Origin of the sequence: Streptomyces venezuelae (assembly GCF_008642355.1) — a bacterium.
GTDB classification, from domain to species: domain Bacteria; phylum Actinomycetota; class Actinomycetes; order Streptomycetales; family Streptomycetaceae; genus Streptomyces; species Streptomyces venezuelae_B.
The window spans coordinates 4,395,504-4,419,042 of the sequence record NZ_CP029193.1 but is presented as its reverse complement, the minus strand read 5'-3'; the positions used below and the strand labels follow the sequence as shown (position 1 = coordinate 4,419,042).

The 23,539-nt window shown below is 70.8% G+C and carries 21 protein-coding genes; 9 read left to right on the top strand and 12 right to left on the bottom strand.

All coding sequences use genetic code 11. The features are described from left to right. Positions 1 to 202 precede the first annotated feature (202 nt). Genes DEJ47_RS20545 through ssd form a run of 3 tightly spaced genes read right to left on the bottom strand, consistent with a single transcriptional unit; the run spans position 203 to position 3,368 of the window. Complete coding sequence (locus DEJ47_RS20545) at positions 203 to 1,075, bottom strand: type II secretion system F family protein (protein WP_223828423.1); 873 nt, start codon at positions 1,073 to 1,075, stop codon at positions 203 to 205. Further along, a complete protein-coding gene (locus DEJ47_RS20540; RefSeq protein ID WP_150170402.1) occupies positions 1,072 to 2,241 on the bottom strand; it encodes a TadA family conjugal transfer-associated ATPase in 1,170 nt (389 codons plus the stop codon). The genes DEJ47_RS20545 and DEJ47_RS20540 overlap by 4 nt, the downstream gene beginning before the upstream one ends. Further along, entirely contained in the window at positions 2,238 to 3,368 is a 1,131-nt protein-coding gene (ssd, locus tag DEJ47_RS20535; protein WP_150170400.1) for a septum site-determining protein Ssd, read from the bottom strand. Before ssd ends, DEJ47_RS20540 begins: the two co-directional genes overlap by 4 nt. 514 nt (positions 3,369 to 3,882) lie before the next feature. Here ssd and DEJ47_RS20530 point away from each other — a divergent pair. After that, positions 3,883 to 4,707, top strand: coding sequence for an HAD family hydrolase (locus DEJ47_RS20530; RefSeq protein WP_150170398.1), 825 nt, complete (start codon positions 3,883 to 3,885; stop codon positions 4,705 to 4,707). Positions 4,708 to 5,079: 372 nt separating this feature from the next. Here the strand turns inward: DEJ47_RS20530 and DEJ47_RS20525 are convergent, their stop codons facing one another. Continuing rightward, the gene (locus tag DEJ47_RS20525; RefSeq protein ID WP_150170396.1) at positions 5,080 to 5,895 is read right to left on the bottom strand and encodes an oxidoreductase; all 816 of its coding nucleotides are present in this window, start codon (positions 5,893 to 5,895) and stop codon (positions 5,080 to 5,082) included. A 101-nt stretch (positions 5,896 to 5,996) separates the two neighbouring features. Here DEJ47_RS20525 and DEJ47_RS20520 point away from each other — a divergent pair, with 101 nt between their 5' ends. Then, positions 5,997 to 6,977 (top strand): ATP-binding protein, encoded by a 981-nt coding sequence (locus DEJ47_RS20520; protein WP_150170394.1) that lies wholly within the window; start codon positions 5,997 to 5,999, stop codon positions 6,975 to 6,977. 91 nt (positions 6,978 to 7,068) lie between these two features. On the opposite strand, the gene DEJ47_RS20515 is transcribed toward DEJ47_RS20520, so the two are convergent. Continuing rightward, positions 7,069 to 8,340, bottom strand: a complete 1,272-nt coding sequence (locus DEJ47_RS20515) for a hypothetical protein (RefSeq protein WP_150170392.1) — start codon at positions 8,338 to 8,340, stop codon at positions 7,069 to 7,071. 296 nt (positions 8,341 to 8,636) lie between these two features. On the opposite strand from DEJ47_RS20515, the gene DEJ47_RS20510 reads away from it, so the two are divergent. From DEJ47_RS20510 to DEJ47_RS36990, 6 genes are all read left to right on the top strand, one after another. Next, the gene (locus DEJ47_RS20510) at positions 8,637 to 11,027 is read left to right on the top strand and encodes a bifunctional SulP family inorganic anion transporter/carbonic anhydrase (RefSeq protein WP_150170390.1); all 2,391 of its coding nucleotides are present in this window, start codon (positions 8,637 to 8,639) and stop codon (positions 11,025 to 11,027) included. A gap of 208 nt (positions 11,028 to 11,235) precedes the next feature. Then, the gene (gene acs, locus DEJ47_RS20505; protein ID WP_150170388.1) at positions 11,236 to 13,194 is read left to right on the top strand and encodes an acetate--CoA ligase; all 1,959 of its coding nucleotides are present in this window, start codon (positions 11,236 to 11,238) and stop codon (positions 13,192 to 13,194) included. Between the two features lie 231 nt (positions 13,195 to 13,425). Then, complete coding sequence (gene nhaA, locus DEJ47_RS20500) at positions 13,426 to 14,829, top strand: Na+/H+ antiporter NhaA (protein WP_150170386.1); 1,404 nt, start codon at positions 13,426 to 13,428, stop codon at positions 14,827 to 14,829. Positions 14,830 to 14,881: 52 nt separating this feature from the next. Further along, positions 14,882 to 15,379, top strand: a complete 498-nt coding sequence (locus DEJ47_RS20495) for a phage holin family protein (protein ID WP_150170384.1) — start codon at positions 14,882 to 14,884, stop codon at positions 15,377 to 15,379. Then, complete coding sequence (locus DEJ47_RS20490) at positions 15,376 to 16,317, top strand: alpha/beta fold hydrolase (RefSeq protein ID WP_150170382.1); 942 nt, start codon at positions 15,376 to 15,378, stop codon at positions 16,315 to 16,317. Before DEJ47_RS20495 ends, DEJ47_RS20490 begins: the two co-directional genes overlap by 4 nt. A gap of 154 nt (positions 16,318 to 16,471) precedes the next feature. Further along, positions 16,472 to 16,660, top strand: coding sequence for a hypothetical protein (locus DEJ47_RS36990; protein ID WP_150170380.1), 189 nt, complete (start codon positions 16,472 to 16,474; stop codon positions 16,658 to 16,660). Between the two features lie 33 nt (positions 16,661 to 16,693). On the opposite strand, the gene DEJ47_RS20480 is transcribed toward DEJ47_RS36990, so the two are convergent. The 3 genes from DEJ47_RS20480 to nth all read right to left on the bottom strand — a co-directional run bounded on the left by DEJ47_RS20480 (position 16,694) and on the right by nth (position 19,857). Then, positions 16,694 to 17,899, bottom strand: a complete 1,206-nt coding sequence (locus DEJ47_RS20480; RefSeq protein WP_150170378.1) for a MarP family serine protease — start codon at positions 17,897 to 17,899, stop codon at positions 16,694 to 16,696. 48 nt (positions 17,900 to 17,947) lie between these two features. Beyond that, positions 17,948 to 18,607, bottom strand: a complete 660-nt coding sequence (locus tag DEJ47_RS20475) for an NUDIX hydrolase (RefSeq protein ID WP_150170376.1) — start codon at positions 18,605 to 18,607, stop codon at positions 17,948 to 17,950. 266 nt (positions 18,608 to 18,873) lie between these two features. Beyond that, positions 18,874 to 19,857, bottom strand: a complete 984-nt coding sequence (gene nth, locus DEJ47_RS20470) for an endonuclease III (RefSeq protein ID WP_150170374.1) — start codon at positions 19,855 to 19,857, stop codon at positions 18,874 to 18,876. A 359-nt stretch (positions 19,858 to 20,216) separates the two neighbouring features. Between nth and DEJ47_RS20465 the strand changes: the two genes are divergently transcribed. Continuing rightward, entirely contained in the window at positions 20,217 to 20,891 is a 675-nt protein-coding gene (locus tag DEJ47_RS20465; RefSeq protein ID WP_016642758.1) for a Crp/Fnr family transcriptional regulator, read from the top strand. 103 nt (positions 20,892 to 20,994) lie between these two features. Here the strand turns inward: DEJ47_RS20465 and DEJ47_RS20460 are convergent, their stop codons facing one another. From DEJ47_RS20460 to DEJ47_RS20445, 4 genes are all read right to left on the bottom strand, one after another. Beyond that, a complete protein-coding gene (locus tag DEJ47_RS20460) occupies positions 20,995 to 21,825 on the bottom strand; it encodes an MBL fold metallo-hydrolase (protein WP_150170372.1) in 831 nt (276 codons plus the stop codon). 52 nt (positions 21,826 to 21,877) lie between these two features. Further along, positions 21,878 to 22,759 carry an NUDIX hydrolase gene (locus DEJ47_RS20455; RefSeq protein ID WP_150170370.1) on the bottom strand — a complete coding sequence of 294 codons (882 nt, stop codon included), beginning with the start codon at positions 22,757 to 22,759 and terminating at the stop codon, positions 21,878 to 21,880. A gap of 98 nt (positions 22,760 to 22,857) precedes the next feature. Continuing rightward, a complete protein-coding gene (locus DEJ47_RS20450; protein WP_150170368.1) occupies positions 22,858 to 23,328 on the bottom strand; it encodes a RidA family protein in 471 nt (156 codons plus the stop codon). Further along, positions 23,325 to 23,486, bottom strand: coding sequence for a DUF4177 domain-containing protein (locus DEJ47_RS20445; RefSeq protein ID WP_003975360.1), 162 nt, complete (start codon positions 23,484 to 23,486; stop codon positions 23,325 to 23,327). Before DEJ47_RS20445 ends, DEJ47_RS20450 begins: the two co-directional genes overlap by 4 nt. Positions 23,487 to 23,539: the final 53 nt, after the last annotated feature.

Sequence of the window (23,539 nt, the reverse complement as noted above, 5' to 3'; positions counted from 1 at the left end):
GCCGTCAGCCAAAGCCGTTGCCGCGCCCAGCGGTTCGGGTGCGGTGGCCTCCGGTCTTCACTCTCCGGTGGCTTTGCTCGGGGCCAGGCTCTCTCCGCCCGCCTTCGCTGTGTCCTCTCCGTGCGCGCGGCCAGACCCGTCAGCGTCAGCCAGAGCACGGCCGCGGCCACCCACACCATCACCCCCAGGCTGTGGACAACGTTCACCGCTCCTCCGCCCTTCGCACGATGCGCAGCGCCCACCACACCCCGACGCCCTCCAGGACTCCGCCCACGCCCAGGCACGCCAGCCCCGGTCCGGTGTGGAGCAGCACCCGCAGTGGTTCCGCTCCCAGCGCGCTGCCCATCAACAGGCCCAGTACGGGGAGGGCGGCCAGCATCACGGCGGTCGACCGGGCGCCCGCCAGTTGGGCCCGCAGGTCTGCGCGTTGGTCGCGTTCGGAGCGCAGGGCGGCCTCCAGTCGGCCCAGCCCGGCGGCGAGACCCGCGCCTCGGTCCACCGCGACCCGCCAGCACGCCGCCAGCCCCAGGAGGCCCTCGGCGCCCGGCTCCCGGGCCGCTGAGCGCAGCGCGCCCGGCACATCACCGCCGAACCGTGCCGCGGCCAGGACCGTGCTCCGGGCGGCTCCCGGGCCTGCGCCGGCGTCGACGGAGTCCTGGAGCGTCAGGCGCAGCGCATCTCCGGGCTGGCGGCCCACCCGCACCTCGGCCGCCAGCTCCCCGAGCCACGCGATCACGGCGGCCCTGCGCCACTCCCGCTCCCGGCGTGCGTCCCGGGCCCGTCGTACACCCGCCGCCAATGGCACCCCGGCCGCACCGACGGCGAGCGGCACCACCGACTCACCCAGCAGCGCCACCGTCGCCCCCGCCGCCAGGCACCACCCTTCGGGACGCAACCGGCCGCGGGCTGCCGTGATCAGCTGTTGCCACCGCGGCATGGGGGACGGTTGCCGGGCGTGTGGTGCCAGGAGCTTTCGGAGGCGGCTCGCCTCCTGGTCCCGGTGGCCCAGCAGCCAGACCGCGGCCCCCGCGCCCATCGTCAGCGCCGCTGTCCACACAGCCGTCAACGTGGTCATCGGCCCTCGCCCCCGCCTGCGAGAAGGGTGTTCAGGCGGCTCCAGCCCCGCTCCCGGGTGAAGCCCCGTTCGCCCCACCTCAGTGCCGGTACCGTCACCACCAGACCCGACGCGGTCCGCTCCAGGACGTGCACCTCGGCCATGCGGCGGCGGCCCGTCCGGTCGCGTACGAGATGGATCACCACGGACAGGGCTGCCGCCATCTGGCTGTGCAGGGCGGCACGGTCGAGGCCCGCGGTCGTGCCGAGGGCCTCCAGACGGGCGGGTACGTCCCCGGCGGCGTTGGCGTGAACCGTGCCGCAGCCTCCCTCGTGCCCCGTGTTCAGCGCGGCCAGCAGGTGCACGACCTCCGCACCGCGCACCTCGCCCACGACCAGGCGGTCCGGGCGCATCCGCAGGGCTTGGCGCACCAGGTCGTCCAGGCCGACGAGTCCTGCCCCTTCCTGGTTCGCGGGCCTGGATTCCAGGCGCACCACGTGCGGGTGGTCGGGTTTCAACTCCGCCGAGTCCTCGGCGAGCACGATCCGCTCCATGGGACCGACCAGGCTGAGCAGCGCGCTCAGCAGGGTCGTCTTGCCGGTGCCGGTGCCGCCGCTGATCAGGAAGGAGAGGCGGGCTTCGAGCAGGGACCGCAGGATTCCGTCGCCGTTCGGCGGGATCGTCCCCGCTTCGACCAGTTCCGTGAGGGTGAAGGCTTTGGGACGTACGACCCGCAGGGAGAGGCACGTCGAACCGACGGCCACCGGCGGCAGGACGGCGTGCAGACGGGTGCCGTCCGGGAGGCGTGCGTCCACCCAGGGACGTGCGTCGTCGAGGCGGCGGCCCGCCACGGCCGCGAGGCGCTGCGCGAGCCGGCGAAGGGCCGCGGCGTCCCGGAACGTGATGTCCGTGAGCTCCAAGCCGCCGCCCCGGTCCACCCACACCCGGTCGGGTGCGGAGACCAGCACGTCGGTCACGGAGGCGTCCGCGAGCAGTGGCTCCAGAGGGCCTGCCCCCACCAGTTCCGAGCGCAGTTGCTCCGCCGCGCCGAGGATCTCCGTGTCACCGAGCACCCGCCCCTGGGCACGCAGGGCCTCGGCGACCCGGGCGGGGGTCGGCTCGGTGCCGCTCTCGGCGAGCCACTGCCGCACTCCGTCCAGCATCCGGGCCCCCACGACGGCACTCATACGCCCCCGCCCACGGCGTCGGCCGGCACCCGGCCCCAGAAGGCGGAGCAGAACCGTGCGAGCGGCCCGCGTGCCACACCACCCGGAGGCGTCCCGGAGGCCTGTTGCGCCGTCAGGCCCGCATCCCAGGGCACCTCCCCGGCCAGCGGAAGCCCGAGGAGTCCCGCGACCTCCTCGACGTCGAGCCCGCCTGGTGCCGGGCCCCGCGCCACCACGACCCGTAGGTCCCGCAGTGCCATGCCCGCCGCGGAAGCCACCCGTCGGGCCCCCGCCACGGCACGCAGCTCAGCGGGGACCACGAGCAGCCCCAGGTCCACCTGGGCCATGGCCTCCGCGACCGCCTCGTCGACGCGGCGCGGCAGGTCCACGACCACCGCGCCGCCGCGCCTCCGGGCCGCGGCGACGACGGCGCGCACGGCCTCGGGGGCGACCGCCACCGCCTCTCCCCGGTCCCAGCTCAGGACCCGCAGCGCGTGCATGTGGGGCAGTGACTCCTCCAGCGCGCCGCCACCGACCCTGCCCCGTGAGGCGGCGAAGGCCGGCCAGCGGAGCCCTTCGGCTTGTTCGGCACCGAGGACGACGTCCAGGCCGCCACCCAAGGGGTCGGCGTCGACGAGCATCGTGCGCCGCCCCTCGCGGGCCGCCGTGACGGCGAGGGCGCAGGCCAGGGTGGAGGCCCCTGCCCCGCCGCGCCCGCCGATGACGCCGACGGTGAGAGCGGGACGCCCCACGCCCTCGGCGACGTCGGCGATGCGGTCCACGAGCCACTGTTCACCGTCCGGCAGGACGAGGACGTGGTCGGCGCCGATCTCCACCGCCCGCTGCCAGACACCGGGATCGTCCTGATCCCGCCCAACCAACACGACGCCACGCCGTCGCACGGCTCCGCGCACCCGGTCCGCCGCGTCGTCCCCGACCAGAACCAGTGGGGCCGCGTCCCAGCTCCCCCGGCGCTCGGGGCCCCCGTGATGCACCTCGGGGAGTACCCCCGCCGCGGCGCACAGCCGCAGCAGGTCATCCAGCAGCTCCACGTCCTCCGTGACGATCAGCGGTCCACCCGGCCCGCCCTCGGCCTGCGCGGCCACGTCACTCGAAAAGACTCCGCCCACGATCCTCGTCCCCCTCATGGCACATGACTCCTGTTAATGCCGCGCTCGTCATCCGCGAAGAACCGGGCAAAGCAATCCGGCCATGAACTTCGCGAGTGGAACGGGCGGAATCAGCGTGCGACGGCGCCGGAAAACATGTGGATCTTGGTCAATAACTGTGGACAAGGCGGAGCCTGTGAATAAACCCATCACCCATACCGGTGACATCCCGCAGCCTTCGCTATGGCTTCCACAGAGCAGCCTCGCGACTACGCACAGTCACGAACCTTGGGCAAGGCGCGAGACGGTCGAGACGGCGACCAGAACGACTCAAGGGCCGAAGGAGGATCGACGGAGGGTTCAAAAACCCATCCGGACATGCGACGACCCCCGCCGGGGGGGAGAGCGGGGGTCGTCCCCACGGTCCGACTCGGGGGGGGAGGAGCCAGACCGGGTTAGCACGGTCGCGAACGATCCGTGACTTCCATGGTGTACCCGAGAGCCTTCTCAGGCAAACCCACGCGCCTCAGCTTACGCCGAATGGTGGGCGCCTATGCTCGGCCTCGTGGAAAACCACTCCCTGCCCCGCACTGCCGCGTTCTTTGACCTGGACAAGACGGTCATTGCGAAGTCGAGCACTCTCACCTTCAGCAAGTCGTTCTACCAAGGCGGCCTGATCAACCGTAGAGCGGTACTGCGCACCGCGTACGCGCAGTTCGTGTTCCTGGCGGGCGGCGCGGACCACGACCAGATGGAACGGATGCGTTCCTACCTGTCCGCGCTGTGCCGCGGCTGGAACGTGGAGCAGGTCAAGGAGATCGTCGCCGAGACGCTGCACGACCTCATCGACCCGATCATCTACGACGAGGCGGCGTCCCTCATCGAGGAGCACCACACCGCGGGCCGCGACGTCGTCATCGTCTCCACATCGGGCGCCGAGGTCGTCGAGCCGATCGGGGAACTCCTCGGCGCGGACCGCGTGGTGGCGACCCGCATGGTGGTCGGGGACGACGGCTGCTTCACGGGCGAGGTGGAGTACTACGCGTACGGCCCCACCAAGGCGGAGGCGGTCAAGGAGCTCGCGCGATCGGAGGGGTACGACCTCGACCGCTGCTACGCCTACAGCGACTCGGCGACCGACGTGCCGATGCTGGAGGCGGTCGGCCACCCGTTCGCCGTCAATCCGGACCGGGCGCTGCGCCGCGAGGCGCTCACGCGCGCGTGGCCGATCCTCGACTTCCACCGCCCGGTGCGCCTGAAGCAGCGCATCCCCGCGCCGCGCCGCCCCGCGCTGGTCGCAGCCGCGGCGGTGGGCGCCGCAGCGGCCACGGCGGGTCTCGTCTGGTTCGCCAGCCGGCGCCGCGCGACGGCGGGCTGACCGCGCCCCGCCGGCCCCGGAGCACGGCCTGCCCGGTTCATGCCTATTTGAACCTAAAAGTAAAGAAGTGCAGCCAGGACTTCCGCTTACCCCAGGACAGGAGTACAAAGGAGTCAACGGCCCGCGAGACCAAGGACATCCGAGAGGATCACCTTCAAACGCAGTAAAGGCCCCACGGACCGAAGCATGGACATCGAGCACCCACGCGACGTCGACCCGTCGATTACGGGCCAGCCGCACCAGGTGACGGGCAACGTCCCGACCTGATGGGCAACATTTCGAGGACGCTTGGTAACCCGGTGAACATGCCAGCGGCGGTACGGATTCCGTACCGCCGCAACCCTGTTCAGGCCCTCGCCCGCCCTTGGCTTCTCACGCCGCCCCGCGCTGCAGCGCCTCACAAACCGCCGTCGACTCCCTGACGCCGAGTTCGACCGCCTTGCCGCAGTGGGCGATCCAGGCCGCCATGCCCTCAGGGCGGCCGGACGCGTAGCCGTCGAGAGCCGCCACGTAGGCCGCACGCCCCAGCTCGCCGTAGCCCGCCTCGGCCGGGCAGACCGACTTCGGGTCGAGCCCACTGCCCACCAGGACGATGCGTTCGGCCGCGCGCGCCACCAGACCGTTGTACGAGCCGAAGGGGCGGAGGCTGGCCAGCTCGCCGTGGACGACGGCCGCCGTCACCAGCGCCGGCGCCGCGCTGCCCGCGATGATCAGCTGTGAAAGTCCCTCCAGGCGGCCCGCCACCTCGTCCGCGTCCGGCACGGGAAGCTCGATCAGCGGTTCGTCGACGGGCTCACCGGCGAGCCGCGGGCGGCCCGCGCCCTCCGCGGAGTCGGCCGCGGCGACCAGATGGAGGCGCGCCAGGACCCGCAGCGGCGACTGCCGCCAGATGGACAGGAGCTGGCCCGCCTCCGCGGTGAGTCGCAGCGCCGCGCCGACCGTGCGCTCCTCGCCGTCACCGCTGAAGTCGGTACGCCGACGCACCTCTTCGAGCGCCCAGTCGGCGCCGGAGAGCGCCGCCGAGCCCCGGGCGCCGCGCAGCGCGGCCTCCGAGGTGATCTCGTTGCTGCGGCGCCGCATGACCCGGTGTCCGTAGACCCGGTCCACGGCCTTGCGCACGGAGTCCACGGAGTCGGCCACGCCGGGAAGTGCCCCGAGGGCGGCAAGAGGATCGGCTGTCGTACTCATGAGTACGACCCTACGTACTTCCGGGCCTCGCTCCACGAAGGAGTGGTCTTCTTCACGCGCGCGACCCACGCAGGGTGAGCGAGCCGCTACGCTTTGTGGTTATGAAAATCGCTTTCGTAGGGAAGGGCGGCAGCGGCAAGACCACGCTGTCCTCGCTCTTCATCCGGCACCTCGCCGGCACCGGCGCGCCCGTCATCGCGGTGGACGCCGACATCAACCAGCACCTGGGACCCGCCCTGGGCCTCGACGAGGCGGAGGCCGCCGAACTGCCCGCCCTGGGGGCGCGCCTGCCACTCATCAAGGAGTATCTGCGGGGCTCCAATCCGCGCATCGCCTCGGCGGACACGATGATCAAGACGACGCCGCCCGGCGAGGGCTCGCGGCTTCTGCGGGTGCGCGAGGACAACCCCGTGTTCGACGCGTGCGCGCGGACCGTGGAACTCGACGACGCCACCGTCCGTTTGATGGTCACCGGGCAGTTCACCGAAGCCGACCTCGGTGTCGCCTGCTACCACTCCAAGACCGGAGCGGTGGAGCTCTGCCTGAACCACCTCGTCGACGGCCGCGACGAGTACGCGGTCGTGGACATGACCGCAGGTTCGGACTCCTTCGCCTCCGGCATGTTCACCCGGTTCGACATGACGTTCCTGGTGGCCGAACCGACGAAGAAGGGGGTCTCCGTCTACCGCCAGTACAAGGAGTACGCCCGCGACTTCGGCGTGAGCCTCGCGGTCGTCGGCAACAAGGTGCAGGGCCAGGACGACGTCGACTTCCTGCGCGAGCAGGTCGGGGACGACCTCCTGGTGACCGTCGGACACTCGGACTGGGTGCGCGCCATGGAGAAGGGGCGTCCGCCGCGCTTCGAGCTCCTGGAGGAGGAGAACCGCCGCTCCCTGCAGGCACTGCAGGGAGCGGTCGACGCCTCGTACGAACGCCGGGACTGGGAGCGGTACACCAGCCAGATGGTCCACTTCCACCTGAAGAACGCGCAGAGTTGGGGCAACGAACGGACGGGAGCGGACCTGGCCGCCCAGGTCGACCCCGACTTCGTGCTCCGCGAGCGCATGACCGCCACGGCCTGAGTGCTCCGCGAGCACATGACCGCCACGGCCTGAGCCCGGAAACGATCGGAATCCAAGCCCGAAATCCAGGCCCGGACCGTGACGCCGGGCGCTACCGCTTCTCCGCCGGAGCGCCCGGGACGCCCTTCGGGGCCGGTGCGGGCTGCGCGGAGAGGAACGCCGTCCAGCCTTCCTTCGGCGCCTTGCCGACCGGCAGCCCGGTCAGCTTCGCGAGGACCTTCGGGTCCTGCGCGTCGAGCCAGTCCGCGAGCTGCCGGAAGGAGACACAGCGCACGTCGCGCTTGGTGCAGACCGCCTCGATGGTCTCCTCGATGGCGCGCATGTACGTGCCGCCGTTCCAGGACTCGAAGTGGTTGCCGATGATCAGCGGCGCGCGGTTGCCCTTGTAGGCGCGTTCGAAGCCCTGGAGGAGGCCGTCCCGCATCTGGTCGCCCCAGTACTCGTGCTGGGACGGATCACCGTGCGAGGTCGAACCGGACTGGTTGACCATGAAGTTGTAGTCCATGGTGAGCGTCTCGAACTTGCGGCCGGGAACCGGCACGAGCTGCATCGACAGGTCCCACAGCCCTTCCTTCTTCTTGGGCCAGACCTGGTTGTTGACGCCGCTGGTGTCGTAGCGGAAGCCGAGTTCGCGGGCGGCCCGCATGAAGTTCTTCTGGCCTTCGAGGCAGGGCGTGCGGGCGCCGATCAGTTCCTTGTCGTAGTCAAAGGGCAGGGGCTGCGCCTTCTTCGAGCCGGTGTTGGTCTTCCAGGCCTTCACGAAGGACTTCGCCTGATTGATCTCGTCCTTCCAGTCCTCGACGGACCACTCGCCCACGCCGCCGCCCTTGCCGCAGAAGTGGCCGTTGAAGTGCGTGCCGATCTCGTTGCCCTCGAGCCAGGCGCCGCGGAGCTGCTCCACGGTGTCCTTGATTCCCTTGCGGTCGTTGAAGCCGATGTCCGAGCTGCCCGCCATGTGCTGCGGCGGCTTGTAGAGCTTCCGCTTCCCCTCGGGGAGCATGTACACGCCGCTCAGGAAGTACGTCATCGTCGCGTCGTTCCGCTTGGCGACCTTGCGGAAGTGCGAGAACAGCTTCTGACTGTCCTCCCCCGCCCCGTCCCAGGAGAAGACGACGAACTGCGGGGGCTTCTGGCCCGGCTTCAGGCGGGCGGGTCTGGGCAGATGCGGCTGCTTGCCGGTGAACGCCGTGGAGCCGTCACCGATCAGGCGGACGGCGTTCTTGGGGGCGTGGGCACCGGCGCCCTTCTTCGGACCCTGTGCGCCTTCCTTCGCTCCGGTGCTGCCGTCGGCGCAGCCGGCCAGTGCCGCTCCGCATGCCGCCAGGGCGGTCAGGCTCGCGGTGATCCTCCGGGTGGCGGCCATGTTCCGCCCACCTACTTCCGTGCAAGTCGGGACAGTTCGGACCGAACCTCGCACGGCATACGGAATCCGATGTTCCGACGAGCCGATTAAATTCTTTATTCACTCATCAGGGTGACCGATTGCACCATTTGCCCTGAAAATCCGTCCCAGACCTTTACTCTGGATTACGATCCGTTTACCGAGAGTTGAGAAATCCCGCCGCTGCACGCCGTGACCCACGGCCGCGCAATGCCCTCCGGAGACCTCCGGAGGACCCCTTGTCCCGCGACCGCGCTGCCCCGGAGGAGACGGGAAACATGTCTGCCTGCGTCCCCACTCGCACCCCTGACTCGGCTCACACGCCTCGCGCCAACAACCCCCACGCCCCGCCACCCGGCAAGAGGTTCCGCATCGCCGGTGCCGACCTCTCCGCGTCGATCGCCGTCTTCCTGATCGCCCTGCCGCTGTCGCTGGGCATCGCCCTCGCCACCGGAGCACCGCTCCAGGCGGGCCTCGTCGCCGCCGCCGTCGGCGGCATCCTCGCCGGAGCGTTCGGCGGATCACCGCTGCAGGTCAGCGGCCCCGCCGCCGGCCTCACCGTCGTCACAGCCGACCTCATCCACCGGTACGGCTGGCAGACCACATGCGCCATCACGGTCATGGCCGGAATCGCCCAACTCGGGCTCGGCCGCCTGCACGTGGCCCGCACCGCGCTCGCCGTCAGCCCCGCCGTCGTCCACGGCATGCTGACCGGCATCGGGGTCACCATCGCCGTCGCCCAGCTGCACATCGTGCTCGGCGGCACCCCGCAGAGCGCCGTGCTCGACAACCTGCGGGCGCTCCCCGCCCAACTGGCCGACCTGCATCTGGCTGCCCTGACGATCAGCCTGCTCACCCTGGCGATCCTGCTGCTCTGGCCACGGATTCCCGGGCGGGCCGGGCGTTTCACCCGCGTCCTGCCCGCGGCCCTCGTCTCCGTCGCCGCCGCGACAGCCGTGTCCGCGCTGGCCGGGCTGCGGGTCGACGAGGTCGACCTGCCGTCCTGGCGCAGCCACGCGCTCGTCGGGCTGCCGGAAGGGCCCGCGCTCGGCCTCGTCGCCGCCGTGCTCACCATCACGCTGGTGTGCAGCGTGCAGTCGCTGCTCGGGGCCGTCGCCGTCGACAAGGTCATCGCCGGGCAGGCCGAGCTCCACCCGGGCGTGCGCCGCTCCGACCTCGACCGCGAGCTGCTCGGCCAGGGCGCGGCGAACATCGTGTCCGGGTCACTCGGCGGGCTCCCCGTCGCCGGAGTCGCCGTGCGCAGCATGGCCAACATCCGGGCGGGCGCCGTGAGCCGGAACTCCACGATGCTGCACGGCGTTTGGGTAGTGGTCGCCTCACTGCTCCTGGTGCCCGTCCTGGAACTGATCCCCCTCGCCGCCCTTGCCGCGCTCGTCATGGTCGTCGGCATCCAGATGGTCAGCCTCAACCACATCCGCACCATCACGCGACACCGCGAGATCGTGGTCTACGCCGTCACGAGCCTCGGCGTGGTCTTCCTCGGCGTCCTCGAAGGCGTGGCGCTCGGCGTCGCCGTCGCCGTGGGCGTCTCGCTGCACCGGCTCGCCCGCACCCGCATCACCCACTGCGAGGACGACGGCGTCCATCACGTGCGGGTGCGCGGCCAGTTGACGTTCCTCGCGGTGCCGCGCCTCAGCAAAGCACTGCACCAGGTGCCCCACGGGGCCGACGTGATCGTGGAGTTGGACGGATCCTTCATGGACCACGCCGCGTACGAATCGCTGCAGTGCTGGCAGGACGCGCACACCGCGCACGGCGGCAGCGTCGAGGTCACCGGCCGCGCCGGGACCCGTATCTCCGTGCCCGCCGGGGGCTCGGGGCCGGGGAGCCGCGAGCTGGTGGGTGCCTCCCACTCCTGTTGCAGGCCGTGGGCGCCGTGGCGCAACCACCACTGCGACCGGCCGCAGGAGGAGCGTCAGGAGGGACAGGAGGGGCGCCGGCCCAGCGGGCACCAACTGGCCAGCGGGATCAGCGCCTTCCAGCGGAACACGGCACCACATGTGCGGGGCGAGCTGGCCCGGCTCGCGCGTGAGGGGCAGCAGCCCGCTCAGCTCTTCCTGACCTGCGCGGACTCCCGCGTCGTCACGTCGATGATCACGTCGAGCGGTCCCGGTGACCTCTTCGTCGTCCGCAATGTGGGCAACCTGGTGCCGCTGCCGGGGGCCGAGAGCGGGGACGACTCGGTGGGCGCCGCCATCGAGTACGCGGTGGATGTCCTGAAGGTGCGGTCCATCACCGTGTGCGGGCACTCCGGGTGCGGCGCCATGCAGGCGCTGCTCAACACACCGCCGGGCGGCGCCCAGACGCCGCTGAAGCGGTGGCTGCGGCACGGCCTGCCGAGCCTGGAGCGCATGGGCGCGCAGGACAGGGCGTGGGCACGTCTCGCCGGACGCGCGCCCGCCGACGCGGTCGAGCAGCTCTGCCTCACCAATGTCGTGCAGCAACTGGAGCACTTGAGGGCGCACGAGTCGGTGGCGCGCCGACTTGCCGAAGGTGATCTTGAACTGCACGGTATGTACTTCCACGTCGGTGAGGCGCAGTCCTATCTGCTGACGGAGGGCAGCGGCGCCGAGCCGCTTCCCGACGAGGTCTTCGACCAGGTGGCGCCCACAGCGCAGGCCGAGGTCGAGCGAACTCCGTCCGGGTGACCCCTCCGGGCCACCCCGCTGCATGATCCCGACGGGCAACCCCGCCGCATGCTCCCGACGGGTCACCCCACCGGGTGACCCGTCGGGCACGCACGAGTAAAGGTCTAAACCAATTTTCGGCAGACCCTTGTCACCACGGGTTGTGTCTGATGAGCTGTGGCTTCGGACACAACGGTCGCCTCCGGCAAAGCAGCGCAAGGGAGATGTCGTGAGCAACGAAAGCCTGGCCAACCTCTTGAAGGAGGAGCGTCGCTTCGCGCCGCCGGCGGAGCTGGCGGCCGCCGCCAACGTCACGGCGGAGGCGTACGAACAGGCCAAGGCTGACCGGCTCGGCTTCTGGGCCGAGCAGGCCCGTCGGCTGGCCTGGGCCACGGAGCCGACCGAGACGCTCGACTGGTCGAACCCGCCGTTCGCCAAGTGGTTCGCCGACGGGAAGCTCAACGTCGCGTACAACTGCGTCGACCGCCACGTGGAGGCGGGCAACGGCGACCGCGTCGCGATCCACTTCGAGGGTGAGCCCGGCGACAGCCGGGCAATCACCTACGCCGAGCTGAAGGACGAGGTCGGCCGCGCCGCCAACGCCCTGACCGAGCTGGGCGTCCAGAAGGGCGACCGCGTCGCCGTCTATCTGCCGATGATCCCCGAGGCGGTCGTCGCGATGCTGGCCTGCGCCCGCATCGGCGCCGCCCACTCGGTGGTCTTCGGCGGCTTCTCCGCGGACGCCATCGCCGCCCGCATCAAGGACGCCGACGCCAAGGTCGTCATCACCTCCGACGGCGGGTACCGCCGGGGCAAGCCCTCCGCGCTCAAGCCCGCCGTGGACGAGGCCGTGAGCCGCGTCGACGGCGTCCGGCACGTCCTCGTCGTACAGCGCACGAAGCAGGACGTGGCGTGGACCGAGGGCCGCGACGTGTGGTGGCACGAGATCACGCGGAAGCAGTCCGCCGAGCACACCCCCGAGGCCTTCGACGCGGAGCACCCGCTCTTCATCCTCTACACCTCGGGCACCACCGGAAAGCCGAAGGGCATCCTGCACACCTCCGGCGGCTACCTCACGCAGGCGGCGTACACCCACCACGCCGTCTTCGACCTCAAGCCGGAGACCGACGTCTACTGGTGCACGGCCGACATCGGCTGGGTCACCGGCCACTCGTACATCACGTACGGCCCGTTGGCGAACGGTGCGACGCAGGTGATGTACGAGGGCACCCCCGACACCCCGCACCAGGGCCGCTTCTGGGAGATCATCCAGAAGTACGAGGTCAGCATCCTCTACACGGCGCCCACGGCCATCCGCACCTTCATGAAGTGGGGCGACGACATCCCCGCGAAGTTCGACCTGAGCAGCCTGCGGGTGCTCGGGTCGGTCGGTGAGCCGATCAACCCCGAGGCGTGGATCTGGTACCGCAAGAACATCGGCGGCGACCGCTGTCCCATCGTGGACACCTGGTGGCAGACCGAGACCGGCGCGATGATGATCTCGCCGCTGCCGGGTGTGACCGAGACCAAGCCGGGCAGCGCCCAGCGCGCCCTGCCGGGCATCTCCGCCACCGTCGTCGACGACGAGGCGAACGAGGTGCCGGACGGCGGCGGCGGTTACCTGGTCCTGACCGAGCCGTGGCCGTCGATGCTGCGCACCATCTGGGGCGACGACCAGCGGTTCATCGACACGTACTGGTCGCGTTTCGAGGGCAAGTACTTCGCCGGCGACGGGGCCAAGAAGGACGAGGACGGCGACATCTGGCTGCTCGGCCGAGTGGACGACGTGATGCTCGTCTCCGGCCACAACATCTCCACCACGGAGGTCGAGTCGGCGCTCGTCTCGCACCCGGCGGTCGCCGAGGCGGCGGTCGTGGGCGCGGCGGACGAGACGACGGGCCAGGCCATCGTGGCGTTCGTGATCCTGCGCGGCACGGCGAACGCCGAGGACGAGGGGCTCGTCGCGGACCTGCGCAACCACGTGGGCGCCACGCTCGGCCCGATCGCGAAGCCGAAGCGGGTCCTGCCGGTGGCCGAACTGCCGAAGACCCGGTCCGGCAAGATCATGCGCCGTCTGCTGCGGGACGTCGCGGAGAACCGCGAGCTGGGTGACGTCACCACGCTCACCGACTCCTCCGTGATGGACCTCATCCAGACGAAGCTTCCGGCCGCTCCCAGCGAGGACTGATTCCCTCCGCCAGACGGCAAGGGCACCCGGCGCCAAGCGCGCCGGGTGCCCTTTTTGCACTTAAGGTGAAGATCACTGGATTCGTCCGGGCGTACGTTAGGTAAGCTAAGGAACGCGTCAACGTCGCGACAAGATCACACGGCGGTACGACGCGCGAGAAGTACCAAGGTGCGCCGGGAAGTCTGGTCGGCATGTGCTCAGCCCTGCCTACCCGACCGGAGGTCGACTCACGTGTCCGCGCCCGTCCCCAGCAAGAACGACCGCAAGGTGCTCGGACGCCTTTCCCTCCCCGAGCGGAACTTCGTCGCGGAAGCCCTGCGCGCCGAGACCGTCGGTGGTGTCCTGCTGCTCGTCGCCGCCGTCGCCGCGCTGATCTGGGCCAACACGGCCGGCGGATCGTACGACTCCGTCCGGAGCTTCCACCTCGGCCCCGGCTCGCTCGGCCTCAACCTCTCCGTCCAGCACTGGGCGGCCGACGGGCTGCTCGCCGTCTTCTTCTTCGTGGCCGGCATCGAACTCAAGCGTGAACTGGTCGCGGGCGACCTGCGCGACCCCAGGGCGGCGGCACTGCCCGTCGTCGCGGCGCTCTGCGGCATGGCCGTGCCCGCGCTCGTGTACTTCCTCACCAACACCGCGGGCGGCGGCTCACTGGACGGCTGGGCGGTACCGACCGCCACCGACATCGCCTTCGCGCTCGCGGTCCTCGCCGTCATCGGCACCTCGCTGCCGTCCGCGCTCCGCGCCTTCCTGCTCACCCTCGCCGTCGTCGACGACCTCTTCGCGATCCTGATCATCGCGGTCTTCTTCACCAGCGACCTCAACTTCGCCGCGCTCGGCGGCGCCGTCCTCGGCCTCGTCGTGTTCTGGCTGCTGCTCAGGAAGCGGGTGCGCGGCTGGTACATCTACGTTCCGCTGGCGCTCGCCATCTGGGGCCTGATGTACAACAGCGGCATCCACGCCACCATCGCGGGCGTCGCCATGGGCCTGATGCTGCGCTGCCACAAGGAGGACGCCGGCGAGGAGCACTCCCCCGGCGAGCACATCGAACATCTCGTACGTCCCCTCTCCGCGGGCCTGGCCGTGCCGCTGTTCGCCCTGTTCAGCGCCGGAGTCGTGGTCACGGGTGGCGCGCTCGGCGACGTCTTCACCCAGCCGGAGACGCTCGGCGTGGTCCTCGGCCTGGTGGTCGGCAAGGCCGTCGGCATCTTCGGCGGCACCTGGCTCGCTGCGCGCTTCACCAAGGCGGAGCTGAACGACGACCTGGCCTGGCCCGATGTGTTCGCCGTCGCCTCACTGGCGGGCATCGGCTTCACCGTCTCGCTGCTGATCGGCGAGCTCGCCTTCACCGAGGATCCGCTGCTCACCGATGAGATCAAGGCGGCCGTCCTGACCGGCTCTCTCATCGCGGCGCTGTTCTCCGGGATCCTGCTGAAGATGCGCAACGCCAGGTACCGCAAGCTGTGGGAGGACGAGGAGCGCGACGACGACCTCAGCGGTGTCCCCGACATCTACGAGATGGACGACCCGGAGTACCACCATCGGATGGCCGCCATCTACGAGAAGAAGGCCGCGGAACACCGAAGGCTTGCCGAAGTAGCGGGTGGGGAACGCGAGGATGGCAACGGTCCGGCATGATCTGAGCAGACACTTCTCAGAAGAGATCAGAAGAGAAAAAGGGGAGAACGCGATGAGCTCACCCGACGGCCCCGTCGGCGCCGAGCGCAGCCTCGGCCAACTGGTCGCCACGGCGACCGGTGAGATGTCCGCGCTGGTCCACGACGAGATCGCGCTGGCCAAGGCGCAGCTGCGGCAGGACGTGAAGCGCGGTGCGATCGGCGGCGGCGCGTTCGCCGCGGCCGGAGCGGTCCTCATTTTCTCGCTGCCGATGCTGAGTTTCGCGCTCGCGTACGGCATCCGTACCTGGAGCGGCTGGAACCTCGCCGTCTGCTTCCTGCTGTCCTTCGCCGCGAACGTGCTGGTGGCCGGGTTGCTCGCGCTGATCGGCGTCGTCTTCGCGAAGAAGGCCAAGAAGGGCAAGGGCCCGCAGAAGGTCGCCGCTTCGGCCAAGGAGACGGCTGCCGTACTGGGGAACGTCAAGCCGCATCCCCGCGCAGTGGGCCCCACGGGTGCCGTCGACGTACGAATCGGTGAGACGGGGGCCACTGTGGCACGCTCGTCCTCATGACGGACCCCGCCGCCCAATCGGCCCAATCCTCCGCCTCGGTCGTACGCATCGAGGGACCCTGGACCCACCGGGATGTGGCCGCCAACGGCGCGCGCTTCCACATCGCCGAGATGGGGGACGGGCCGCTGGTCCTGCTCCTGCACGGTTTCCCGCAGTTCTGGTGGACGTGGCGGCACCAGATGGTGGCGCTCGCGGACGCCGGTTTCCGGGCCGTCGCGATGGACCTGCGGGGCGTGGGCGGCAGCGACCGCACGCCTCGCGGCTACGACCCGGCGAACCTCGCTCTCGACATCACCGGTGTCGTACGTTCCCTGGGTGAGCCGGACGCCGCGCTCGTCGGGCACGACCTGGGCGGGTACCTCGCGTGGACGGCGGCCGTGATGCGGCCCAAGCTGGTGCGCCGCCTCGCCGTCTCCTCGATGCCGCATCCGCGGCGCTGGCGTTCGGCGATGCTGTCGGACCGCAAGCAGACCGCGTCGGCGTCGTACGTGTGGGGCTTTCAGCGGCCCTGGGTGCCGGAGCGTCAACTCGTCGCCGACGACGGGGCCCTGGTGGGCCGTCTGGTGCGGGACTGGTCCGGGCCCGGCCTGCCGGACGACGAGGCGGTCGAGACGTACCGGCGGGCGATGTGCATCCCGTCGACGGCGCACTGCTCGATCGAGCCGTACCGCTGGATGGTCCGGTCGATGGCACGCCCCGACGGCATCCAGTTCAACCGCCGCATGAAGCGCCCGGTGCGGGTGCCGACGCTGCATCTGCACGGTTCGCTCGACCCCGTGATGCGGACGAGGAGCGCGGCGGGCTCGGGCGAGTACGTCGAAGCGCCGTACCGCTGGCGGCTGTTCGACGGGCTCGGCCACTTCCCGCACGAGGAGGACCCGGTGGCGTTCTCGACGGAGCTCGTGAACTGGCTGAAGGACCCCGAGCCCGATCGCTGACGGCCCGTGAGGCGCATCGCCGACGGCCCGTGAGGCGGATCGTCGACGGGTTCATACGAACGCCTGTCCTACGAACGCCAATTGCCTCGCGCATAGGCCAATTGGGGCCCCTGAGCGCGATTACCGACCATGAGGCACGGGCACACGTCGGGGTATGGGCTGGACGCACGACTACAGTGACGTAGCACGCAATCGCCGCTCGGCCGCAGCGCTGAACAGCCGTGAGAGGGGCGTGCCGCAGGACCCGGGTCATCACGGCCCCCCTCAGGAAATGGGCATTCCCCGCATTCTCCGCCGGAGGGCCCGCTGGGTCTCCGCGCGGCTCCGGCACACCCGCGACTGACCCCGCTCCTCCTCCGGGCCCCCGACCGCCGCTCTAGAGCGCGCAGCCCTCGCTGTCGACCTCCTGGTTGGCGGTGCGGCCCTTCTCGATGTCCTCGCGCACCTCGTCCGTCGTCAGCGCATAGCCGGTGTCCGGGTCGTCGAGGGACTTCGCGAAGACCACGCCGTAGACCTTGCCGTCGGGCGTGAGCAGCGGGCCGCCGGAGTTGCCCTGGCGGACGGTCGCGTAGAGCGAGTACACATCACGGCGCACGGTGCCCCGGTGGTAGATGTCCGGGCCCTTGGCCGTGATGCGACCGCGTACGCGCGCGGGACGCACGTCGTAGGGCCCGTCCTCGGGGAAGCCCGCGACGATGGCGCCCGCGCCGCTCGCCGCGTCCTTGGACGTGAACTGCAGGGCGGGTGCCCGCAGCGTGGGCACGTCCAGTACGGCGATGTCGCGCTCCCAGTCGTACAGGACGACCTTCGCGTCGTAGATCTGACCCTGATCGCCTATCTGGACCGTCGGGTCGTCCACGCCGCCGACCACGTGCGCGTTCGTCATCACGCGGCGTTCCGCGAAGACGAAGCCGGTGCCTTCGAGGACCTTGCCGCAACTGCGGGCCTCGCCGCGGACCTTCACGATGGAGCGCTTCGCCTTCGTGGCGACCGGGCTCTTGGCGAGCTTGGGGTCCGGAGGCTTGACCTCCGTGATCGGCTCGTCCGAGAACGGGCTGAAGACCTGCGGGAAGCCGTTGCGCGCGAGGACCGAGGAGAAGTCCGTGAACCAGGTGTCGGCCTGGCCGGGCAGGGCCCGGTCGACGCCGAGCAGCACCTTGGAGTTGCGGACTTCCTTGCCGAGCGTCGGCAGCGTCGCGCCCGCCAGGAGGGAGCCGATCAGCCAGGCGACGAGGAGCATCGCGACCACGTTCACCAGGGCGCCACCCGTCGCGTCCAGGGCGCGGGCCGGCTGCCACGTGATGTATCTGCGCAGCTTGTTGCCGAGGTGCGTGGTGAAGGCCTGCCCGATGGAGGCGCAGACGATCACGATGACGACGGCGACGACCGCCGCGGTCGTGCTCACCGTGGCCGCGTCGTCGTCGTTGAGCGCGTCCCAGACGATCGGCAGGAGGTAGACGGCGACGAGGCCACCGCCCAGGAAGCCGATCACCGAGAGAATGCCGACCACGAAGCCCTGGCGGTACCCCACGACCGCGAACCACACGGCGGCGAGCAGCAGCAGGACGTCCAGCACGTTCACCGATTCAATCCTCGCCTCGCATCGCGGTCGCCGTACCCCGCAACCTTGTCATGCGCGCCAGTCGAGCGGGACCTGCCTGCTGCGGTCCCAGGGGCGCTCCCAGCCCGCGAAGTGCAGGATTCTATCGATCACGCCGGCCGTGAAACCCCAGACCAGGGCGGACTCGACGAGGAAGGCGGGGCCGTGGTGACCACTGGGGTGGATCGCCATGGCCCGGTTCTCGGGGTCCGTGAGATCTGCCACGGGAACCGTGAAGACCCGGGCGGTCTCGTTCGGATCGACGACGCCGACCGGCGTCGGGGTGCGCCACCAGCCGAGGACCGGGGTGACGACGAAGTCGCTGACGGGGATGAACAGGCGGGGCAGCTCGGCGAAGAGCTGGACGCCGCGGGGGTCGAGGCCCGTCTCCTCCTCGGCCTCGCGCAGCGCGGCACGCAGCGGGCCCTCGCCCTGGGGGTCGCCGTCCTCGGGGTCGAGGGCGCCGCCGGGGAACGAGGGCTGGCCCGCGTGCGAGCGGAGGGAGCCGGCGCGCTCCATCAGGAGTATCTCCGGGCCCTTTTCGCCCTCTCCGAAGAGGATGAGTACGGCGGACTGGCGTCCGGCGCCGCTCTCCGGGGGCAGGAACCGGCTCAGCTGGAGGGGCTGGACGGTCTGCGCGGCGTGGATGACCGGGTCGAGCCAGGAGGGCAGACCTGCGGTGCTGAGCAACTCCCCTTGGGCAGCCCGACTCGCGCGGGCCGCGTCGCTCGCGTGGCTTGCCCCGCTTCTCTGGGTCGCCCCGCTCACGTGGGTCGCCCCGCTCACGTGGGTCGCCCCGCTCACGTGGGTTGCCCCGCTCACGTGGGTCGCTCGGGTCGTGTCGCCGTTATCGGTGGCGTTCGTCGTCTCGCTCGCGTGCGTCATCGGCACCCCCGTCCGTCTCTGGACAACGCTCTTTCCCCTGCGGTTCGTTCCACACCTGCGTCGGTGTCACTTCATCCGGCGGCGAGCGGGGGCGCCGGCTTGCCGGGATAGTCCGGCGGCGGCTTGAGGCGCTGGCCGGGGAATCCGCCCATCTCGTACTTCAGCAGCTTCTTCGCCTTCTCCGGGTCGGTCTCCCCCTCCCCGTACGACGGGCAGAGCGGGGCGATCGGGCAGGCGCCGCACGCGGGCTTGCGGGAGTGGCAGATGCGGCGCCCGTGGAAGATCACGCGGTGCGACAGCATCGTCCACTCGCTCTTCGGGAAGAGCGCGGCGACCGCCGTCTCGACCTTCACGGGGTCGGTCTCCTCGGTCCACTTCCAGCGCCGCACCAGACGGCCGAAGTGGGTGTCCACGGTGATGCCGGGGACGCCGAACGCGTTGCCGAGCACGACGAACGCGGTCTTGCGGCCCACGCCCGGCAGCTTCACGAGATCGTCTACGCGGCCCGGGACCTCGCCGCCGAAGTCGTCCCGCAGCGCCTTCGCCAGGCCCATGATCGACTTGGTCTTGGCGCGGAAGAAGCCGGTCGGCCTGATCAGCTCCTCGACCTCCTCGGGGACGGCCGCCGCCAGGTCCTCCGGGGTCGGGTACTTGGCGAAGAGGCGCGGGGTCGTCTGGTTCACGCGCAGGTCGGTGGTCTGGGCGGAGAGGACCGTGGCGACCAGGAGCTCGAAGGGGTTCTCGAAGTCCAGCTCCGGGTGCGCGTACGAGTACACCTCCGCGAGCTCCCGGTTGATCCGCCGGGCACGGCGGACGAGGGCGGCGTGGGACTCCGGCGTCTTCTCGGCGGCGGACGTCTTGGCCGCAGTGGTCTTCGCGGGTGCGGGCGCCTTCTTCACCGCGGTCGTCTTCTTGGCGGCGGTCTTCTTGGCCGCCGTGGACGTCTTCGCCGCGGTCACCTTCTTCGCCGCGCTGGTCTTCTTGGCTGCCGCGGACTTCTTCTTCGCGGGCGTCGCCGCCGCTGTCGTCGTTTCCGTCGTCTTCTTCGTGCTCACAGGGCCGACCTCATCGCCGGGGACATCAGGGAACCTGTCCGATTTGTCGCTTTGTCAGGGGTGTAGGACGCATGTTCGCCCACAGCGGAATCGCGGGGTGCGGCCACCTGCTCAGCCCCCTCGGCCTGCGCTCTCACCGGCTTTTTGGACACCCGGCCAGCCTAGAGCCCAGCACTGACATTCGTCCTTGACCCCCGGGATCGGCCCCCAATTGGCCCCCTCCCGCACAGCTTGCGACGCCGGTGCGGCAGACTTGTGACTGATCACACTGTTTGGACCGTCCGGCAAAATGGGGAACACGGACCCCTGATATGCGGGGGAATCAAGATCCCCTGAGCAGGTCGACAAGGAGAGAACTCGTGGACGACGTTCTGCGGCGCGCCCCGCTCTTCGCGGCGCTCGATGACGAGCAGGCCGCGGAGCTCCGCGCCTCCATGAGTGAGGTGACGCTCGCGCGCGGGGATGCTCTTTTCCATGAGGGTGACCCCGGAGACCGCCTCTACGTGGTCACCGAGGGCAAGGTGAAGCTCCACCGCACCTCGCCCGACGGGCGCGAGAACATGCTCGCGGTGCTCGGCCCCGGCGAGCTCATCGGTGAGCTGTCGCTCTTCGACCCGGGCCCGCGGACCGCCACGGCCTCCGCGCTCACCGAGGTGAAGCTGCTCGGCCTGGGCCACGGCGACCTCCAGCCGTGGCTGAACGCCCGCCCCGAGGTGGCCGCCGCGCTGCTGCGCGCCGTCGCCCGGCGCCTGCGCAAGACCAACGACCAGATGTCCGACCTGGTCTTCTCCGACGTGCCGGGGCGTGTGGCCCGCGCACTGCTCGACCTGTCGCGCCGCTTCGGCGTGCAGTCCGAGGAGGGCATCCACGTCGTGCACGACCTCACGCAGGAAGAGCTGGCCCAGCTGGTCGGCGCCTCCCGCGAGACGGTCAACAAGGCGCTCGCGGACTTCGCGGGCCGCGGCTGGCTGCGGCTCGAGGCCCGTGCCGTGATCCTGCTGGACGTGGAGCGGCTGGCCAAGCGGTCGCGCTGACGCTGTATCTGTACGTGGATGGGTCCCGCCCCTTGGGAGGCGGGACCCATTCGCGTTGTCCCGAGCGTTGTCCGCGCGGTGCACGGGCGGTGTCCCAGCCGCGTCAGATCAGCCCGTGCTCCCGCAGGTAGTCCAGCTGCGCCCTGACGGAGAGCTCCGCCGCGGGCCACAGGGAGCGGTCCACGTCGGCGTACACGTGCGCGACGACGTCGGAGGCCTCCGCGTGACCGTTCTCCACGGCCGTCTCGACCTGGGCGAGGCGCGTGGCGCGGTGGGCCAGGTAGAACTCGACGGCCCCCTGTGCGTCCTCCAGGACCGGCCCGTGGCCCGGCAGGACCGTGTGGACGCCGTCGTCGACCGTCAGGGACCGCAGCCGCCGCAGGGAGTCCAGGTAGTCGCCGAGGCGGCCGTCGGGGTGCGCCACGACCGTGGTGCCGCGGCCGAGGATCGTGTCGCCCGTCAGGACCGCCTGGTCCGCGGGCAGGTGGAAGCAGAGCGAGTCCGCGGTGTGGCCGGGCGTCGCCACGACGCGCATCTCCAGGCCTCCCGTGGTGATGACGTCGCCGGGCGCCAGGCCCTCGTCGCCGAGGCGCAGGGCGGGGTCCAGGGCCCGCACGGGGGTACGCGTCAGCTCGGCGAAGCGGGCGGCTCCCTCGGCGTGGTCGGGGTGGCCGTGGGTGAGCAGGGTCAGGGCGACGCGCTTGCCGAGCTTTTCGGCCGTCTCTATGACGCGGCTCAGGTGGGCGTCGTCCTGGGGGCCCGGGTCGATGACCACGGCGAGCGGTGAGTCCGGCTCGGACACGAGCCAGGTGTTCGTGCCGTCCAGGGTCATCGCGGAGGGGTTGGGCGCGAGAACGTTGACCGCGCGGGTGGTGGCGGGGCCGCTGAGGACCCCGCCGCGGGGCTGCCCGGGGAGGGCGGCTGCATCGGTCATGCGAAGGGGACTCCTGTCTGGGGCGGGCGGATGCCGAGCGGGGGTCGACCCTTCATTCCCCGCCCGCCCCCACCCGCTTGGTGAACTCGTCGTGCCCCGGCCAGGAGAGCACCAGCGTGTCGTCCTCCAGGCGGGCCTGGGCGAGCACCGGCGTCATGTCCTGGCCCGGGGCCGCGGCGAGGGCCGCACGGGGCGTCGGGTGGGCGCTCAGAGAGCGCAGGGTCGCGATGGTGGGCGGCATCATCAGGAGTTCGCCGTCGTCGTATCGGGCGGCCGCCTCCGAAGGACGGATCCAGACCGTGCGATCGGCCTCCGTGGAGGCGTTGCGCGTGCGCTGGCCCTCGGGGAGCGCGGCCACGAAGAAGAACGTGTCGTAGCGCCTGGGCTCGAACTCGGGAGTGATCCAGCGCGCCCACGCGGCGAGCAGATCGCTGCGCAGGTGCAGGTTCCTGCGGTCCAGGAACTGCGCGAAGGAGAGCTCGCGGGCCACCAGCGCCTCGCGGTCGGCCTCCCAGTCGTCGCCCGTGGTGTCGCCGACGACCGTGTCCGGCGTCTGCCCCGCGAGCAGGACACCGGCCTCCTCGTACGTCTCGCGGACCGCGGCACAGACGATCGCCTGGGCCTCCGCCTCGTCGTCGACACCGAGCCTGGCCGCCCAGGACGCGCGCGTGGGGCCCGCCCAACGCACCAGGTGGTCGTCGTCGCGCGGGTCGACGCCGCCGCCGGGGTACGCGTACGCGCCTCCGGCGAAGGCCATGGAGGCGCGTCTGCGCAGCATGTGTACTTCCGGCGCGCCGTTCCCCGCCTCGTCACGCCCGTCCCTGAGCAGCATGACGGTCGCGGCACGGCGCGGCGTCGCCGGCGTCAGCTCGCCGCTCGCGAGGGCGCGGATGCGGTCGGGCCACTCCGGGGGGTACCACTGCCCATTTGCCATGGGCGGAGGCTATCTCCTGGTGAGCTGATGTTCGAGAGGCAACAATCGGGCCCTACGGAGCGCCGCTTGGTGAGAACGGCCACTCCGGAGGGACCGTTTCACGCCTCGGTGAGCTCGACCTGGAACTCGACCTCGACCGGAGCGTCCAGCGGCAGCACGGCGACGCCGACGGCGCTGCGGGCGTGCACGCCCTTGTCCCCGAGAACCTCGCCGAGGAGCTCACTCGCACCGTTGATCACGCCGGGCTGGCCGGTGAAGTCCGTGGCGGACGCGACGAAACCGACGACCTTCACGACGCGCGCGATGCGGTCCAGGTCACCGGCGACCGACTTGATCGCGGCAAGGCCGTTCAGCGCGCAGGTACGGGCCAGGTCCTTGGCCTCCTCCGGGGTCACCTCGGCGCCGACCTTGCCGGTCACGGCGAGTTTGCCCTCCACCATCGGGAGCTGGCCCGCGGTGTGGACGTACACGCCGGACCGGACGGCCGGCTGGTAGGACGCCAGCGGCGGCACGACCTCCGGCAGCGTCAGTCCGAGCTCGGCGAGGCGGGCCTCGACTGCCCCGCTCACGCCTGCTTCTCCCGCTTCAGGTAGGCCACGAGCTGCTCGGGGTTGTTCGGTCCGGGCACGACCTGGACCAGCTCCCAGCCGTCCTCGCCCCAGGTGTCAAGAATCTGCTTCGTGGCGTGGACGAGCAGAGGCACGGTTGCGTATTCCCACTTGGTCATGTGGCCGACTGTAGTCGCTGTGAGGGGCTGCTCAGGGTGGGCTCCTGCGTGGT

Excerpts from the sequence above, each read along its gene's own strand:
- DEJ47_RS20545 (WP_223828423.1), bottom strand. The coding sequence starts at position 1,075 with ATGACCACGTTGACGGCTGTGTGGACAGCGGCGCTGACGATGGGCGCG.
- DEJ47_RS20540 (WP_150170402.1), bottom strand. The coding sequence starts at position 2,241 with ATGAGTGCCGTCGTGGGGGCCCGGATGCTGGACGGAGTGCGGCAGTGG.
- ssd (WP_150170400.1), bottom strand. The coding sequence starts at position 3,368 with ATGAGGGGGACGAGGATCGTGGGCGGAGTCTTTTCGAGTGACGTGGCC.
- DEJ47_RS20530 (WP_150170398.1), top strand. The coding sequence starts at position 3,883 with ATGCTCGGCCTCGTGGAAAACCACTCCCTGCCCCGCACTGCCGCGTTC.
- DEJ47_RS20525 (WP_150170396.1), bottom strand. The coding sequence starts at position 5,895 with ATGAGTACGACAGCCGATCCTCTTGCCGCCCTCGGGGCACTTCCCGGC.
- DEJ47_RS20520 (WP_150170394.1), top strand. The coding sequence starts at position 5,997 with ATGAAAATCGCTTTCGTAGGGAAGGGCGGCAGCGGCAAGACCACGCTG.
- DEJ47_RS20515 (WP_150170392.1), bottom strand. The coding sequence starts at position 8,340 with ATGGCCGCCACCCGGAGGATCACCGCGAGCCTGACCGCCCTGGCGGCA.
- DEJ47_RS20510 (WP_150170390.1), top strand. The coding sequence starts at position 8,637 with ATGTCTGCCTGCGTCCCCACTCGCACCCCTGACTCGGCTCACACGCCT.
- DEJ47_RS20495 (WP_150170384.1), top strand. The coding sequence starts at position 14,882 with ATGAGCTCACCCGACGGCCCCGTCGGCGCCGAGCGCAGCCTCGGCCAA.
- DEJ47_RS20490 (WP_150170382.1), top strand. The coding sequence starts at position 15,376 with ATGACGGACCCCGCCGCCCAATCGGCCCAATCCTCCGCCTCGGTCGTA.
- DEJ47_RS36990 (WP_150170380.1), top strand. The coding sequence starts at position 16,472 with ATGGGCTGGACGCACGACTACAGTGACGTAGCACGCAATCGCCGCTCG.
- DEJ47_RS20460 (WP_150170372.1), bottom strand. The coding sequence starts at position 21,825 with ATGACCGATGCAGCCGCCCTCCCCGGGCAGCCCCGCGGCGGGGTCCTC.
- DEJ47_RS20455 (WP_150170370.1), bottom strand. The coding sequence starts at position 22,759 with ATGGCAAATGGGCAGTGGTACCCCCCGGAGTGGCCCGACCGCATCCGC.
- DEJ47_RS20445 (WP_003975360.1), bottom strand. The coding sequence starts at position 23,486 with ATGACCAAGTGGGAATACGCAACCGTGCCTCTGCTCGTCCACGCCACG.